The 14954-nt window shown below is 72.1% G+C and carries 14 protein-coding genes; 8 read left to right on the forward strand and 6 right to left on the reverse strand.

The genetic code is table 11. The annotated features are described in order from the left end of the window. Positions 1-3: 3 nt before the first annotated feature. Both OHS57_RS03620 and OHS57_RS03625 read left to right on the forward strand, forming a co-directional pair. On the forward strand, positions 4-348 hold the full coding sequence (locus tag OHS57_RS03620) for a hypothetical protein (RefSeq protein WP_041998647.1): 345 nt from the start codon (positions 4-6) through the stop codon (positions 346-348). A 100-nt stretch (positions 349-448) separates the two neighbouring features. Continuing rightward, complete coding sequence (locus OHS57_RS03625) at positions 449-1159, forward strand: type 1 glutamine amidotransferase (protein WP_328580993.1); 711 nt, start codon at positions 449-451, stop codon at positions 1157-1159. A 19-nt stretch (positions 1160-1178) separates the two neighbouring features. Here the strand turns inward: OHS57_RS03625 and lepB are convergent, their stop codons facing one another. Next, positions 1179-1982: a signal peptidase I gene (lepB, locus tag OHS57_RS03630; RefSeq protein ID WP_328580994.1), complete on the reverse strand. Its 804-nt coding sequence runs from the start codon at positions 1980-1982 to the stop codon at positions 1179-1181. Positions 1983-2081: 99 nt separating this feature from the next. Here lepB and OHS57_RS03635 point away from each other — a divergent pair, with 99 nt between their 5' ends. Both OHS57_RS03635 and OHS57_RS03640 read left to right on the forward strand, forming a co-directional pair. Then, a complete protein-coding gene (locus tag OHS57_RS03635; protein ID WP_328580995.1) occupies positions 2082-5915 on the forward strand; it encodes a S8 family serine peptidase in 3834 nt (1277 codons plus the stop codon). A 251-nt stretch (positions 5916-6166) separates the two neighbouring features. Then, the gene (locus OHS57_RS03640; protein WP_041998638.1) at positions 6167-7168 is read left to right on the forward strand and encodes a helix-turn-helix transcriptional regulator; all 1002 of its coding nucleotides are present in this window, start codon (positions 6167-6169) and stop codon (positions 7166-7168) included. Between the two features lie 8 nt (positions 7169-7176). Here OHS57_RS03640 and OHS57_RS03645 read toward each other — a convergent pair whose 3' ends face one another. The 3 genes from OHS57_RS03645 to OHS57_RS03655 form a co-directional block, all read right to left on the reverse strand. Beyond that, positions 7177-8619 (reverse strand): serine/threonine-protein kinase, encoded by a 1443-nt coding sequence (locus tag OHS57_RS03645; protein ID WP_328580996.1) that lies wholly within the window; start codon positions 8617-8619, stop codon positions 7177-7179. Positions 8620-8696: 77 nt separating this feature from the next. Next, complete coding sequence (locus tag OHS57_RS03650) at positions 8697-9419, reverse strand: aspartate/glutamate racemase family protein (RefSeq protein ID WP_328580997.1); 723 nt, start codon at positions 9417-9419, stop codon at positions 8697-8699. Between the two features lie 5 nt (positions 9420-9424). Next, positions 9425-10894 (reverse strand): NCS1 family nucleobase:cation symporter-1, encoded by a 1470-nt coding sequence (locus OHS57_RS03655; protein ID WP_328580998.1) that lies wholly within the window; start codon positions 10892-10894, stop codon positions 9425-9427. Positions 10895-11036: 142 nt separating this feature from the next. On the opposite strand from OHS57_RS03655, the gene OHS57_RS03660 reads away from it, so the two are divergent. The 3 genes from OHS57_RS03660 (at position 11037) to OHS57_RS03670 (ending at position 13066) form a co-directional block, all read left to right on the forward strand. Next, a complete protein-coding gene (locus OHS57_RS03660) occupies positions 11037-11717 on the forward strand; it encodes a GntR family transcriptional regulator (protein WP_328580999.1) in 681 nt (226 codons plus the stop codon). A 102-nt stretch (positions 11718-11819) separates the two neighbouring features. Next, positions 11820-12341 carry a GNAT family N-acetyltransferase gene (locus OHS57_RS03665; protein ID WP_041998625.1) on the forward strand — a complete coding sequence of 174 codons (522 nt, stop codon included), beginning with the start codon at positions 11820-11822 and terminating at the stop codon, positions 12339-12341. Beyond that, a complete protein-coding gene (locus OHS57_RS03670) occupies positions 12338-13066 on the forward strand; it encodes a peptidase E (protein ID WP_328581000.1) in 729 nt (242 codons plus the stop codon). Before OHS57_RS03665 ends, OHS57_RS03670 begins: the two co-directional genes overlap by 4 nt. Positions 13067-13126: 60 nt before the next feature. Here OHS57_RS03670 and OHS57_RS03675 read toward each other — a convergent pair whose 3' ends face one another. Together OHS57_RS03675 and OHS57_RS03680 are read right to left on the reverse strand one after the other, a co-directional pair. After that, positions 13127-13747: an N-acetylmuramoyl-L-alanine amidase gene (locus OHS57_RS03675; RefSeq protein ID WP_328581001.1), complete on the reverse strand. Its 621-nt coding sequence runs from the start codon at positions 13745-13747 to the stop codon at positions 13127-13129. Positions 13748-13962: 215 nt separating this feature from the next. After that, entirely contained in the window at positions 13963-14394 is a 432-nt protein-coding gene (locus OHS57_RS03680; protein ID WP_328581002.1) for an SRPBCC family protein, read from the reverse strand. A 123-nt stretch (positions 14395-14517) separates the two neighbouring features. Here OHS57_RS03680 and OHS57_RS03685 point away from each other — a divergent pair, with 123 nt between their 5' ends. Next, the gene (locus OHS57_RS03685) at positions 14518-14934 is read left to right on the forward strand and encodes a cold-shock protein (RefSeq protein WP_041998614.1); all 417 of its coding nucleotides are present in this window, start codon (positions 14518-14520) and stop codon (positions 14932-14934) included. Positions 14935-14954: the final 20 nt, after the last annotated feature.

Below are 14954 nucleotides of genomic sequence, written 5' to 3' on the forward strand. Positions count from 1 at the left end.
CGCGTGGAGCTGGACAAGGACAGTGCACGGGGGCTGGCGCAGCTGGAGGGCTATCTCCTGTGGAACACCGAGGTCCACGAGGCCCGCAGCCAGGCGGCGCTCTTCGCCGAGCAGTTGCCCTGGCTCACCACGGCGCAGCGTGAGGAGGTGGAACAGGTCTACACGGCCGACCGGCTGCGGGTGTCCCGGGCCGTGCTCGTCCGGATCCGGGAGCGCAGCGAGGAGCTGCGGGACGAGTACACGGCGCGCTACCAGCAGCTCAAGGGCCGCTGCGTGGCGCTCACCGTCGTCGCCGTCGGCGGCGCTGTGACGGGTACGTGCACGGCGCTGCCCCTGCTGACGCGCTGAGGCCGCTCCCCGGCCCGGCCGTCGGGCCGGGCCCCCGGGCCTGAGAGGGTGGCAGGTGAACCGGCCCGCGGGTGGGCCGCTCGGAGAGGCAGGAACAGTCATGGCTTCGGCATCGGCGCTCGTCGTACAGCACGGGCCTGCGGGCGGCCCGGGACGCTGGGAGCGCTGGCTGGCCGAAGGCGGTCTCGATCTGTCCGTCGTACCGGCGTACGACGGTGCGCCGCTGCCGCAGAAGCTGGCCCACCGGGCGCTGATCGTGCTCGGCGGGGCCTATCTCCCCGACGACGACGCCCGCGCGCCGTGGCTCGCGCCGACCAGGGCCCTGGTCCGCGAGGCCCTGAACACCGGGGTGCCGGTGTTCGGGATCTGCCTGGGCGGCCAGATGCTGGCCCAGGTCGCGGGCGGGACGGTACGGGGCGAGCACGGCACGCCCGAGTTCGGCAGCACCCGGCTGACGCTGCGCGCGGAGGCGGCGGACGACCCGCTGTTCCGCGGGCTGCCCGCGCACCCGACGGCCATCGAGAACCATGTGGACGCGATCACCGAACTGCCGCCGGGCGCGAGCTGGCTGGCCCGCAGTGAGCACTGCCCGTACCAGGCGTTCCGGCTCGGCGCGCGCGCCTGGGGCGTGCAGTTCCACCCGGAGGCGGCCGCGGAGCGGATCAGCGGGTGGAGCACCGAGCGGCTGGAGAAGTACGGCGCGGACCGGACGGAACTGGCCCGGGCAGCCGAGCGCGACGAACCGGCGGCGGTGAAGGTCTGGCACGAGGTGGCGCTGCGGTTCGCCGCGGTGGCGAGGGGCGAGGGCTGATCCGCCGGCCGGACAGACCCTAGACGCTCTGCCCGTGGAACGCGCCCACATGCGGCGGCGGCAGGGCCGGGCCGCGCGGTGGAGTCCGGCGGACGATCAGCCAGGCCACTCCCAGGGCCAGGCCCGCGAGCACGGCCAGCGCGCCCACTGCGGCGATGCCGATCCAGGCGATGAGGGGCGTCTTGTCGTCGAGCACGCGGTACCGCACGGCGGAGACCGGGATCGTGCCTTCGTGGTCCGCCAGGTAGAACCGGGAATCCATCGAGTTGTTCCGGTTGTCGCCCAGCAGGAAGAGCCGGCCCGGCTCGACGGTCACGTCGTACTTCTCACCGGTTCCGGACGTTTCCCCACCCTTCACGTAAGGCTCGTCCAGAACGCGGCTGTTGACGGTTACCTTTCCTTCGACGCAGCAGACGACATGGTCCCCGCCCACGCCCACCACCCGCTTCAGTGTCAGCCCGCCCTCGCCCTTCAGGGGCTCCGAGAGGATGAGGTCGCCCCGCTCGATCCCACTGCCGTCGCTCTTCTCGGCGAAGACCCGCGAACCCGCGTGGTAGGTCGGCTCCATCGAAGCGCCCGCCATTTCCGCGGTGTTGTACCTGGTGCGTGTCACTCCCACGCTTCCGACGACCGCCGCTAGACCCAGCAGGGTCAGTACCAGTGCCGCGATCGCCAGCGGTCTTCCACGCCGTCTGCCCGTACCCACGATGTGCCCTCCCCGGTCCGCCCTGAGCAGGCGGAACGGCCAAAGGTTAACCGCGCCCGTACGAGCGCCCGCACCAGGGCCGTCCGGTTGCGAACAGGGGTGGCGCCGTTGCGACATGTCCCAAGCGCGCCAGCCGGAATCCGTGACAGCCCCTCCTGAGCTGCCGGACTCTGAGCGGAGCACGTGACAGCGGCGTGGGACGAAAGGGCTGCACCTATGAGACGGACCCGCCTTTCGGCGGCGATAGCGACGGCGTTGCTGATGACGGCGGGCGCCCTGGCACCCGCGTGGGCATCGCAGGCGCCGCACACCGACAGCGAAGCGAGCACCGGCGCCCCCGCGGCGGCCGGTCGGAGCGGGCAGAGCGGGCAGCCGGCCACGGTACGGCTGATCACCGGTGACCGGGTCACCGTCGGGGTCGGCCCCGACGGGAAGCGGACGGCGTCCGTCGATCCCGGGCCCGGCAGGGACGGGGTGCTGTTCCGGACGGCCGAACAGGACGGCAAGCTGACGGTCCTGCCGTCCGACGCGCTCGACCTGGTCTCCACCGGCGCGCTGGACCGGCAACTGTTCGACGTCACCGCCCTGTTGGCGCAGGGGTACGACGAGGCGCACAGCGACGGCCTGCCGCTGATCGTGTCGGACCCGAAGGCCGGGTCGGCGGCGGCCGGCACCGCGAGGGAACTCACCGCGCTCAACGACGACGACGCCCCCTCGCGCCGCCTGACGAGCATCGGTGCCCGCTCGGTGCGGGTCGCCGACAGTGATCTCGCCGCCTTCTGGCACGAACTCGCCCCCGGCGACGGCGAGATGACCGCCAAGCGGCTGTCCGCGACACCCAAGGTGTGGCTCGACGGCCGGGTGGGCGCTTCCCTGGACCGCAGTACGGGACAGATCAACGCGCCGGCCGCCTGGGCGCTCGGCTACCAGGGCAAGGGCGTCAAGGTCGCCGTCCTGGACACGGGTGTCGACCAGACCCATCCGGACCTGGCCGGCCGGGTGTCGCTGACCAAGGACTTCTCGGGCAGTGGCGGCACCACTGACGTCTTCGGCCACGGCACGCATGTGGCCTCCATCGTCGGCGGCACCGGCGCCGCTTCCGGCGGCAGCCGCAAGGGCGTCGCGTCACAGGCCGACCTGCTGGTCGGCAAGGTCCTCGGGGACGACGGCTACGGCAGCGAGTCGCAGGTCATCGAGGGCATGGAGTGGGCGGCGGCGCAGGGCGCCAAGGTCGTCAACATGAGCCTCGGCTCGGACGAGACGACCGACGGCACCGACCCGATGAGCGCCGCGGTCGACGAGATCACCGAGCGCACCGGGACGTTGTTCGTGGTGGCGGCGGGCAACAACGGCGAGGCGGGGACGGAGACGATCGGTTCGCCCGGCGCCGCCGACGAGGCGCTGACCGTCGGGGCCGTCGACCGCGACGACTCGCTCGCCCCGTTCTCCAGCCGTGGTCCGCGCGTCGGTGACGCCGCGGTGAAGCCCGATGTCACGGCGCCCGGCGTTGACATCGTTGCCGCACGCGCGGCGGGTACGACGCTGGGCACCCCCGTCGACGAGTACTACGTCGCGGCTTCCGGCACCTCGATGGCGACACCGCACGTGGCGGGAGCCGCGGCGCTGCTCGCCCAGGAGCACCCCGACTGGGGCGCGCGTGAACTCAAGGACGCGCTGATCAGTACGGCCCACACCGTGTCCGGCACCCTGCCGACGGAACAGGGCGGCGGACGCATCGACCTGGCGAGCGCGACGACCGGTCCCGTCACGGCGACCGGCACGGTCGCGCTCGGTCCGTTCCAGACGGGCGGCGCGAAGCAGTCGGCCGACGCCGCGAACGCCACGATCCATTACACCAACCAGTCGGACAAGGCGGTCTCGCTGCGGCTGACCGCCAAGCTCGCGACGACCGGTGGCCGTGAACTCGGCTCCGGCGCGCTCACGTTCGGCAACGGCGCCGTACAACTGGCACCGGGCGCTTCGGCCGATGTGCCGCTGGGCGCCGATCCGGCGCGCGCCGAGCGCGGCGAGTACTACGGCTACGTCACCGCCACGGCGGCCGACGGCACCGTCGTCGCCCACACCACCGTCAGCTTCGTGGTGCACGGTCCGATCCACCGGCTCACCGTCACGTCCCTGGACAAGGACGGGCATCCGGACGGGGGGCTGCCGACCATCTGGGGCCCCGACGGGTTCGTGGACTACATCAGCACCGATCCGGCCGTCGCGGAGGTCGAGGAGGGCACGTACCAGCTCAGCAGCTCATCGGTCGACGAGGGCACCGACGGGCAGGAGCTGCGGAACATCGTCCTGCCCGAGGTGAAGGTCACCAAGGACATGGGCGTCACCCTGGACGCCCGGAAGACCACCCAGGTGCAGATCCGCACCCCCGAGCCCGCCGAGCAGCGCGGCGCCCCGAGCTACCAGACCTACCGGCAGATCGACGGGCACAGTCTCACCCAGGGCGTGATGTACTTCGACATCGCCAAGCGGCTGTACGTGAGCCCCACCGCCAAGGTCACCGACGGCACCTTCGAGTTCGCCTCCCGCTGGCAGCTCGTCGCACCGCTGATCAAGGCGGACGTCGTCGGCGCCGACATCGATCTCAACCCGTACTACACCAACTCCTCGCCGCTCTACGCCGAGAAGGGCGTACGGCTGACGGCCGTGGACGCCGGTACGAGCGCGGCGCCGGACCTGCGGCCCGCCAAGGTGCGCGGCAAGCTCGCCGTCGTGCGGGACGACGGCTCCGACGAGCGGCAGCTCGCCGACGCGGCGGCGAAGGCCGGCGCGAAGGGACTGCTGCTGGTGTGGCCGACGAAGTACCCGTGGACCAGATGGCGTCCTGACAGCGACCCCAACGCGCTGCCCACCGTACGGGTGAGCGCCGAGGGCGGCGCGGCCCTGCTGGCGCGCGTCAAGCGCCGCAGCACCACGGTCGCGTTCTCCGGGACGGCGCGCAGCCCGTACCTCTACGACGTGATGCAGACCTCGGTCGGTCAGGTCCCGCAGAGCGTGGTCTACACGGTCTCGGACCGCAACACCGCCCAGGTCCGCACCACGTACGCCGACAACGGCGGGCTGCCGTGGGCGAGCGAGCAGCGGTTCGGCTGGCGCCCGTACCAGGACTACGCCTGGAACCAGTACAGCCGCTTCGTGCCGACCGGCTTCCGGCGTACGGAGTACGTGAGCGCCGACGACACCACGTGGCAGCACTACGTCAGCCACACCACGGCGTTCGACGTGGACGTGCCGCTCAACACCGGGATGCGGGACGGCCAGCACCAGTACAAGGCGGGCGCCAGGAGCGACGAGAGCTGGTTCGGCGCCGTGGTCCGGCCCTCGGTCCCGGCCGGTACGGCGACCCCGTCCACCCGCGACGGGAACGTCCTGTCGCTGCGGATCCCCGAGTTCACCGACGCGACGGCGGGCCACTGGTCGCGCTCGGTCGTCGACGGCGGCATCGGCACGTCAGGGACGGCGGCGCGGGACCCGCTGCCGGCAGGTGACGCCTCGTCGGCCAAGCTGTTCCGCGACGGGGTCGAGGTGGCCACGGCCGACAGCGCCTGGGCCGATGTCGAGGTGGCGCCCGGCGCGGCCGGCTACCGGCTGGACCTGTCGACGTCCCGCACCTCGGACGAGTGGACGTTCGGCACCCGTACGGCGACCTCGTGGTCGTTCCGCTCGGGTACCGCATCGGCCGAGACCGCGCTTCCGCTGCTCCAGGTCGACTACGACGTACCGGTCGACGCGGACAACGCGGTGCGCGAGGGACGCCGGCACGACATCGGTCTGACCGTGCGCGAACAGCCCGGTCTCGCCGCTCCGCAGGGCGTCAAGGTACGGGTCGACGCCTCGTACGACGACGGCCGGACGTGGACGGCGGCGACCCGGGTCGCCGGACGTGGCCACAACCGGTTCGCGGCGACGCTGGAGCAGCCGAGAGGCACGGCGGACGACGCGTTCGTGACGCTGCGGGTGACCGCCACGGACAAGGCGGGCAACAGCGTCCGGCAGACCGTGGAACGCGCCTACCGCCTCGGCGGGTAGCGGAGGCGGCCAACACGAGGCCGGGGCCCGTCCGGCGGGGAGCGGGGACGGACGGGCCCGGGGCCACAGCGGCGGGTACGGGGGTGCTGAATGCCCCGTACCCGCCGCTTTCTGACGCTCCGGCACCCGCTGCCACCAGGCGTATAGTGCCGTTTCCTAGCGTCGGCGCCGACGGATCGGGCGGCCCTGACCCTCTCGGCGCGGGCGCCGCCCCCTCGGACATGACGGCGGTTCGCCGGAGAGGAGCGGCAATGCTGGAGGCTGTGGGCCTGACCGAGACGGAGGAATCCGTCTACCGGCTGCTCGTGACGACGCCCACCGCCGCAGCGGACGAGATATCGGAGCGCGCCGGTCTCAGTCCGCACGAGACGGAGCGCGCCCTGGCCTCGCTCACCGACAAGGGCCTCGCCAGCTGGACGGACCGGACCCCGCGGAGCTTTGTCGCCGCTCCCCCGGACGTCGCCCTGCTGCCGCATCTGCAGCGCAGGTCGGACGCGCTCGACGAGGCCCGCGCCGCCGTGACCGATCTGGTGGAGACGTACCGGCGTACCCGCCGGCGCAGCGACCCCGACCAGCTCATCGAGGTGATCACCGGCGCCGAGGCGCTGCGCCAGCAGCTGCGGCAGATCCAGGACAACACCCGGCACGAGATGCTGTGGTTCTGCAAGGCGCAGTACGTCGCGATGCCGTCGGGCAGCAACAAGGCCGAGTTCGACGCGCTGGCCCGTGGGGTGCGCTACCGCGTCCTGTACGAGCGGGCGTTCTTCGACGACGCGGGGGCGGTCGACAACGTGGTGGAGGGTGTGCGGGCCGGCGAGATCGCCCGCGCCGTGCCGCATCTGCCGCTCAGGCTGGCGGTCGCCGACCGGTCCATCGCGATCTGTCCGCTGGTTCCCGGCGGCCCCGGCGGCAGTTCGGAGGAGCCGACCACGGCGCTGGTGCGCGGGAGCAGTCTGCTGGAGGCGCTGGTCGCCCTGTTCGAGCGGTACTGGGAGGACGCGGTGCCGCTGGATGTCAGCGCGTCGGGCGAGGTGAGCGGTACGGACGGCACGGCGCCGGGACAGGTGCTGTCGGCGACGGACCGCCAGCTGCTGTCGCTGCTCGTGGCGGGGGTGGCCGACAAGGCCATAGCGAGTCAGATGGGGCTCAGCAGACGGACGGTGCAGCGGCGTATCCAGGGGATGATGACGGCCGTCGGCGCGACGACCCGGATGCAGCTGGCGTGGCAGGCGGCCCGCAGAGGGCTGATGTAGCGCGGCCGTCAGGCGTCGGGGGTGTCGCCCTCGGGCGGGTCGGCGGGTTCCGTCGCCGGGGGTGTGGTGGGGGCGGTGGGGCTCTGCGGGGGTGTGGTGGTCGGGGACGGCTGCGCGGGCGGTGTCGTCGGCGCGGGGGGTGTTGTCTTCTTCGTGGGCCGCTCGGCCGCGGGTGAGGTTTCGGCCGCGGACGTGGTCTTCTCGTCCGGGCTCGCGGACCGGGCCGCGCTCGACCGCGCCGCGGGCCGGGCGGACGTGCCCGCCTCGGCCGGCGCCGGAGGGGCGGGGCGCGCCTTCTCGGTGGCCGCCGCCGGCGGCGGCCGGTGTTCGGCGGACCCGGGGGTCCGTGGCGCCGTGCTGGTTCCTCCGCCGCTCTCCGGAGCCGCGCCGTTGCCGTCCCCGGACGTCACGGCGGTGAGGCCGACGACCGAGACGGTGGCGACCGCGGCGAGGACCGTACCGATGACGGCGTGCGCCCTGCGGGCGCGCCAGCGGCGGACCGGCGGCCGGGCCGGGGCGGGGGCCGCTTCCGTGCTGGGCGGGACCGCCGCCGGGAGGGCCCGGGTCGCGCGGTGGGCGGGGCGCCGGGCGGCCCAGCGGTCGGGGGCGGCCAGGAACCCGGCGGCCTGCCGGGCGGTCGGGCGCTCCTCGCTGTCCTTGGCCAGCAGCCGCAGCACGAACTCGTCGAACGCCTCGGGCAGGTCGGAGTGGTAGCGCCCCGGCGGGTCGGGGGCCACGTCGACGTGCTGGTAGACCATGGCCGTCGGCGTGTCCGCCTGGAACGGGGTGTGCCCGGAGAGGAGTTCGTACAGGACGCAGCCGAGCGCGTACATGTCGGCGGGCGGTCCTGCCGGGCGGCCGAGGGCGCGTTCCGGTGAGAGGTAGGCGCTGGTGCCGATGATCTGGCCGGTGGTGGTGAGTCCCGCCGACGACTCGTCGGCGAAGCGGGCTATGCCGAAGTCGCCTATCTTCACGGTGTCGTCGGAGTTCAGCAGCAGATTGCCCGGTTTGACGTCGCGGTGCACGACTCCCTGCCGGTGTGCGGCGGCGAGCCCTTCGGCGACCTGGCCGCCGATCCTGGCGGTGCGCCAGGAGGGCAGCGGTCCGTGTTCGGAGATCTCGTCGGCGAGGCTCCGCCCCTCCAGCAGCTCCGTGACCAGGTACTGGCGGTCCGCGTCCGTGCCGGTGTCGTACACGGCGACCACATGCGGGTCGCTCAGCCGCGCCGCCGTCTGGGCCTCCAGGTGGAAGCGGGCGACGGCCGCTTCGTCGGCCTGCCGGTTCAGCAGCAGTTTGACGGCGACGGGCCGTCCCAGGACCTCGTCGACCGCCCGCCAGACCTCGCCCATGCCGCCGCGGCCGAGCCTGCTGAGCATCCGGTAGCGGCCGGCGAGCAGGCGGGGCGCCGTCGTCCCCGCCCGCCCCCGTGGTCCGTCGTCGTCAACGTGCATGGGAGGGACCCCCTGACATACGGGTGCGCGGGTACGGGCGAGCGGTCATTGCTCTCTTGTGCCCCGTGTTCGCGACCTCATCCTGCCGTCGCACCGGTCGGCCAGGTTCGCCGCTTGGGCAGTGGCCTGGCGTAACCCCCGGTACGGCTCGTGTTCAGCTCCAGGGCGACGAGCGACTCCGCGAGGCGGACGGCAGCGGCGACCCCGTCCACGACGGGCATGGCCAGCCGCCGCGCCAGCGCGGTCCGCAGTCCTGTCATCCCCGCGCAGCCGAGGACCAGCACTTCGGCGCCCGCCGCGACGGCCCGTTCCGCCGCCGCCAGGAACGCCTCCGTGGTGCGCCGCTCGTCGCCGAGGTCGAGGACACCGAGGCCGGTGCCCTCGACGGCGGCGCAATGGGCCGCGAGCCCCGCTGTGTGCAGGCTGTCCTCGATCTGGCCGCGTGAGCGGTCCAGCGTGGTGACGACGCCGTACCTGCGCCCCAGCAGGCAGGCCAGATGGGCCGCGGCTTCCGTGATGTCGACGACGGGTACGTCGAGCAGTTCGCGGGCGCCCTCCCTGCCGTGCTCGCCGAACCCGGCCATGACGACGGCGTCGTACGGCCCCTCGTAACGGCGGAGGGTGTCGAGGACCGCGGCCGCCGAGAGATAGCTGTCCAGCCAGCCCTCGGCGGACTCGGGTCCCCAGGCGGGCGTCAGCCCGGTGATCGTGGTGCCCGGGCTCGCGACCGCCCGGGCACCGCGCACGATCTCCTCGGTCATCGACCGGGTCGTGTTGCAGTTGGTGACGACGATCCGCACGCCGTTCAGACCTCCGCGAGTGCCGTGGGAAGGGCTTGCGCGCGTTCGGCCCTGCCCAGCGCCGCGTAGAGCGCGGCAGCCGCCGCCGTACCGATGAACCAGGAGTACGGCGCGACGTCGCCGAAGTACGGCACGAGCGCGAGTACGGCGGCGACGGCGGCGGACGGCAGGAACGCCCACAGCGCCCTGGGGTTGACGCCCTTGCGGTAGTAGTAGCGCGAGCCGGGTCGGCCGTCGAAGAGCGCGTCGACGTCGACGCGTCCGCGCTTCACCCAGTAGTAGTCGACCATGATCACCCCGAACAGCGGGCCGAGGAAGGCGCCGAGGCCGCCGAGGAAGTAGTTGACGACGTTCGGGTTGGAGTAGAGGTTCCACGGGGTGACCAGCAGCGCCGCGACGGTGCTGATCATTCCGCCGATCTTGAAGGTGATCTTCTGCGGCCAGACGTTGGCCAGGTCGTAGGCGGGTGACACGAAGTTCGCGACGATGTTGACCCCCATCGTGGCGATGGCGAAGGTCAGCGCGCCGAGGACCAGCACCCAGGTGTTGCCGACCTTGGCGACGAGCAGCGCGGGGTCGGTGATGGCCTCGCCGAAGACCTCGATGGATCCCGCGGTGACGACGACGGAGACGATGACGAACGCCGTCGAGTTGATCGGCAGGCCCCAGAAGTTGCCCCGGCGCACCGTGCGCTGGTCGGGCGCGAAGCGGGAGAAGTCGCAGAAGTTGAGCATCAGCGTGCCGTAGGTCGCGAGGATCAGCCCGATCGCGCCGAACCACTGCCGGAACTGCTCCCCCCTCGGGACGGGGTGCGGGGTGGAGGTCAGGGAGATGCTCCAGCCGGCCTTGGCGAGGACCCATACGGCGAGGGCGATCATCACGAGCCAGATCGCGGGGCCGCAGAAGTCCTGGAACTTGCGGACCGATTCCATGCCCTGCCCGATGATCAGCGCCTGGAGGACCCAGAGGGTGAGGAAGGAGGCCCAGCCGAGCGCGTCGAGCCCGAGGAAGGAGTGGTGCGTCCAGGAGACCAGTCCTGGCGCGGCGGCGAGCAGCATCACGTTGACGGCGACGGACGCCAGATAGGTCTGGATTCCGTACCACATGATGGCGATGACGGCGCGGATCAGCGCGGGGATGTTGGCGCCCCAGACGCCGAAGCTGATCCGGCTGACCACCGGGAAGGGGACGCCGTGCCGCTGGCCGACGCGGCCCATCAGATTCATGCCGGCGTAGATGACGACGAAGCCGACGAGCAGCGCGGTGAAGATCTGCCAGGCGTTCATGCCGAGGACCAGCAGTCCGGCGGCGAAGGTGTAGTTGCCGAGGTTGTGGACGTCGGACATCCACATCGCGAAGAGGTCGAACACCTTCCATTTCCGGCTGCCGGCCGGGGCCAGGTCGGCGTTGGTGAGCCGGGGGTCGGGGACGAACGGGCTGATGCCGGTGGCTTCTGCGGGGTCTGCGAGGGACACGGAGCCTCCCGATGAGGGAACGGGGACGGGCGGGTTTGGTATACCAAACCCGCCGTCATGGTCCCGCCGCCGAGTGCCACCGGCCGTGTCCCGGTGGTTACGGCTCCGTTAAACGGTCCGTGCTTCGTGGATCATTGGTCCCATGACCACCGCCGAACCCCTGGGCGCCGTGCGCGAGCGCGTACTCGCCGGGCTGCGGAACGACATCATCGGCGGCCGCCTGCGGCCGGGCGACCGGCTCGTCGAGCGCGAACTCGCCGACCGCTTCGGGGTGTCCAGGGTCCCGGTGCGCGAGGCCGTGCGCGCCCTGGTCGCCGAGGGCTTCGTCCTCTTCGAGACGCCGCGCCGCGCCGTGGTGCGCCGGCTCACCCCCGGGGACGTGGCCGAGCTGTTCGAGCTGCGCGAGGCCCTGGAGGTGTACGCCGCCGGGCTCGCCGCCACCCGCGCCGACCGCGCGGGGCTCGGCCGGCTGGCCGGGCTGCTCGACGACGCCACGTCGGCGACCCGCACCGGCGACGCCGAGCGGATCACCGACATCAACACCCGCTTCCACGACCAGGTGCTCGCCATGGCGGGCAACAGCCTGATCGTGTCCGTCCTGGAACCGGTCGACGGGCGGCTGCGCCTGCTCACCCGGCAGAACGAGGAATGGCCGCAACTGCTGGCCGAACACGGCGAGTTGTACGCGGCCATCGCCTCCGGCGACGCGGACCTGGCCCGCGCGAGCGCGCTCGCCCACGTACGCGCAAGCCACCGCGCGACCTCGCGCCGCCTCTTCGGCGACGAAGCGCCCGCGCCGCAGGGGGACGCGCCGGCGCCGTAGGAGCACGGAATTTCCCGGGCCGCGCGCCGGTTGCCGTGGAGTCGCGGGCACAATGATCGCGTAGCCCGCCCGCCCCGTCACGCAGAGAAGTGCGAAGAGTCCATGGAAATACGCGCCGTCTCCTTCGGCCACCCCGACGCCGTCAAGCTCAACGACCGCGTACAGCTCGAATACGCCGAGCGCTACGGGGACGGCGGCGATGTGACGCTGCTCGATCCCGACATGTTCACGCCGCCGGGCGGGCTGTACCTGATCGCGTACGACGAGAACGGCACCGCGCTGGCCACCGGCGGCTGGCGGGCCCAGGAGCGCAACGGCGCGGGGTACTCGGACGGCGACGCGGAGATCAAGCGCATGTATGTCACCCCGGAGGCCCGCGGCCTCGGTCTTGCCCGGCGGCTGCTGGCCGCCCTGGAGGCGGACGCCGCCGCCGCGGGACGTACCCGGATGGTGCTGGAGACCGGCACCAAGCAGCCCGAGGCCATCGCGCTCTACGAGTCGAGCGGCTACACGCCGTGCGCCAAGTTCGGCGAGTACCGGCACGAACCGCTGAGCCGCTGCTACGCGAAGCCGCTGACTGCGGCTGCCCCCGCCGCCCCCGGCACGGCCGGTGGTGACGCGTGAGCGCACCGGAGCCGACGATCGTCGCCACCTCGGGCGGTCTGCGCCTCGGTGACCGTACGCGCGTCGCCTTCGACGCCCTCGCCCATCACGCCGTCGAGCTGTCCGGGGTCCACGGCCGCCGGCCGCGGGTCATGTACGTCGGTACGGCGATCGGTGACGACGAGCACTTCGCCGCGCGTATCGGCGAGGCGGCGCGGGTGGCCGGCTTCGACCTCACACCGTTGCAGCTGTTCCCGATGCCGAACATCGAGGACATCGAGGCGACCGTGCTGGACCAGGACGTCGTCTGGGTCATGGGCGGGTCGGTGGCCAACCTGCTGGCCGTGTGGCGGGTCCACGGACTCGACACGATCCTGCGGACCGCCTGGCAGGCCGGTGTCGTGCTGACCGGCGTCAGCGCGGGGTCCATCTGCTGGTTCCGGGGCGGTACGACCGACTCCTTCGGCCCCGAGCTGCGCCCGGTCACCGACGCGCTCGGCTTTCTGCCCTACGGCAACGGCGTCCACTACGACAGCGACGAAGGACGCCGCCCGCTGGTGCACCGGCTCGTCGCCGACGGGACACTGCCGCTCACCCACTGCACCGACGACGGGGTGGGTCTCGTCTACCGCGGCACCGAACTGGTGGAGGCGGTGTCGGAGGCGCCGGGCAAGGGCGCGTACATCGTCAGCCGTGCCGGCGACCGGGCCGTCGAGGAGCGCGTCGAGCCCCGCCGACTGCCCTGACCCGCGGGCTTCCCGGCCTCGCGCGGGCCGGACGGTGCCGTCCGGCCCGCGAGGACACCGTCAGGGAGCGGCCTTGACGAGCTTCATGTAGCGGGTCCAGTCCCACAGGGTGCCCGGGTCGGTGTGGTCGGCGCCGGGGACCTCCACATGGCCGATGATGTGAGCGCGGTCCCTGGGGATGGCGAACCGGTCACAGACGGCGGCGGTCAGCAGCGCCGACTGCTGGTACATCTTGTCGGTGAACCAGGAGGCGTCGTCGATCCAGCCTTCGTGCTCGATACCGATGCTGCGGGTGTTGTAGTCCCAGTTCCCCGCGTGCCAGGCGACGTCGCGCTCCCGTACGCACTGGGCGATGTAGCCGTCCGCCGACCGGACGACGTAGTGTGCGGCGGCCGCGTGCGCGGGGTCCTGGAAGAGTCTGACGGTGTCGGCGAAGGTCTCCTGGGTCACATGCACCACGACCATCTCGATCGGGTACTCGGTGGGGCGCTGGGCCGCCGTGTAGTTCGAGGTGCTGGCCGGGGTCCAGTGGGTGGTGGGGTACCCGGCCGCCGTGCGCGGGGTGTTACGGGGTGCGGCGGCGGCACTGGCGGCGAGCGGGGTAAGGGCGGCCGACGCAGCGAGCGCGGCCGCTCCGGTGAACAGGCGCCGACGGGCTGGGTGTTGGCGTGCGGGCTCCATGTGGACTCCTGACAGGGACGGCGTGGGGTCGCGTACATGTCACATACATGCTGTGCGCTCATGATGCTCAACACCCCACGCCCTGCCAAGGGAACGGCCCATCTGCCAAAGGACCGACCAAAGGCGGAACGTCCCTGGTCAGCGGGGAAATCCACCTGACTGGCCGTCACTCGGACGCGTCAACCGTCCTGACCTGAGGAAACGTCAGACCGTCTTCACGAAACGACCGGGTGCTCGCTGCGCTCCTTGAAACCGGCCGCCTCCAGTTCGATGTAACGCTCCGTCAAGGATCCCGCGAGGGCGCCGACCACCGGACCGAGCAGACCGCGCTGCTCGATCGTCAGAATGACCACCGCACCGCCGGGCCCCTCGGTCACCTCGTGGGTGCCCCGGGTGCGGAGGCCGGCGCCGCCGGACTCCCAGGCGAAGAAGCGGCCGGGGCGCACATCGGTCACGGTCCACACCGCCCTGCGCAGCTTCGGCTGGTCGATCAGGAACTTGTTCCCGGGGATGATGCCCCAATCCCCCACGGCGACAAGAGAGTTGATCGACGGTGTGAGGTCGGGCCAGCTCGCGAGATCGCTCACCACCGCCCAGACACGGGAGGCCGGCGCTTCGATGCTCAGCGAGTACGTCCGAAGTGTCATGGGGCGATCTCCTTGGCTGCTGGTACGGAGCCGGTACACACGGTGTGTCCAGTATCGGGCGTGTGCCATGCTCTGTACCTGGTTTCGTCCGGGCAAGGGGCCCGGTGTTGACGGGGGTGTGGCATGGTCACTGGTCGCGTGGTGCGCTTCGACGGGGCGCGGGGTTACGGGTTCATCGCGCCGGACCACAGTGCGGATCACAGCGGGGAGGACGTCTTCCTGCACGTCAACGATCTCCTGATCCCCGAGTCCGCCCTGCGCCCCGGCCTTGTGGTGGAGTTCGAGATCGAGGAGGGCGACCGCGGGCTCAAGGCCTCCCGGGTGCGGCTGCCCGAGGGGGCGGAGCTGCCCGCGGTGTCCGTCGCCCGGCAGCCGGCCGGCGACGACTCGATGTGCGACCTGCTCAGCGCCGAGGAGTTCCTGCACGAGGTGACCGAGACCCTGCTGTCGTCGGAGCCGTCGCTCACCGGTGACCAGATCCTGCGGATCCGCCGCGGCCTGCTCCAGTTCGGCAAGGGCCACGGCTGGACCGAGGGCTGACCACTCCCGAGGGTGTCGCA

Origin of the sequence: Streptomyces sp. NBC_00370, assembly GCF_036084755.1 — a bacterium.
Taxonomy (GTDB): Bacteria; Actinomycetota; Actinomycetes; order Streptomycetales; family Streptomycetaceae; genus Streptomyces.

What these genes read in the sequence shown, in the direction of transcription:
- OHS57_RS03625 (WP_328580993.1), top strand. Translation starts at nt 449, where the DNA reads ATGGCTTCGGCATCGGCGCTCGTCGTACAGCACGGGCCTGCGGGCGGC.
- OHS57_RS03665 (WP_041998625.1), top strand. Translation starts at nt 11,820, where the DNA reads ATGGAAATACGCGCCGTCTCCTTCGGCCACCCCGACGCCGTCAAGCTC.
- OHS57_RS03660 (WP_328580999.1), top strand. Translation starts at nt 11,037, where the DNA reads ATGACCACCGCCGAACCCCTGGGCGCCGTGCGCGAGCGCGTACTCGCC.
- lepB (WP_328580994.1), bottom strand. Translation starts at nt 1,982, where the DNA reads ATGTCGCAACGGCGCCACCCCTGTTCGCAACCGGACGGCCCTGGTGCG.
- OHS57_RS03640 (WP_041998638.1), top strand. Translation starts at nt 6,167, where the DNA reads ATGCTGGAGGCTGTGGGCCTGACCGAGACGGAGGAATCCGTCTACCGG.
- OHS57_RS03680 (WP_328581002.1), bottom strand. Translation starts at nt 14,394, where the DNA reads ATGACACTTCGGACGTACTCGCTGAGCATCGAAGCGCCGGCCTCCCGT.
- OHS57_RS03675 (WP_328581001.1), bottom strand. Translation starts at nt 13,747, where the DNA reads ATGGAGCCCGCACGCCAACACCCAGCCCGTCGGCGCCTGTTCACCGGA.
- OHS57_RS03635 (WP_328580995.1), top strand. Translation starts at nt 2,082, where the DNA reads ATGAGACGGACCCGCCTTTCGGCGGCGATAGCGACGGCGTTGCTGATG.
- OHS57_RS03685 (WP_041998614.1), top strand. Translation starts at nt 14,518, where the DNA reads ATGGTCACTGGTCGCGTGGTGCGCTTCGACGGGGCGCGGGGTTACGGG.
- OHS57_RS03645 (WP_328580996.1), bottom strand. Translation starts at nt 8,619, where the DNA reads ATGCACGTTGACGACGACGGACCACGGGGGCGGGCGGGGACGACGGCG.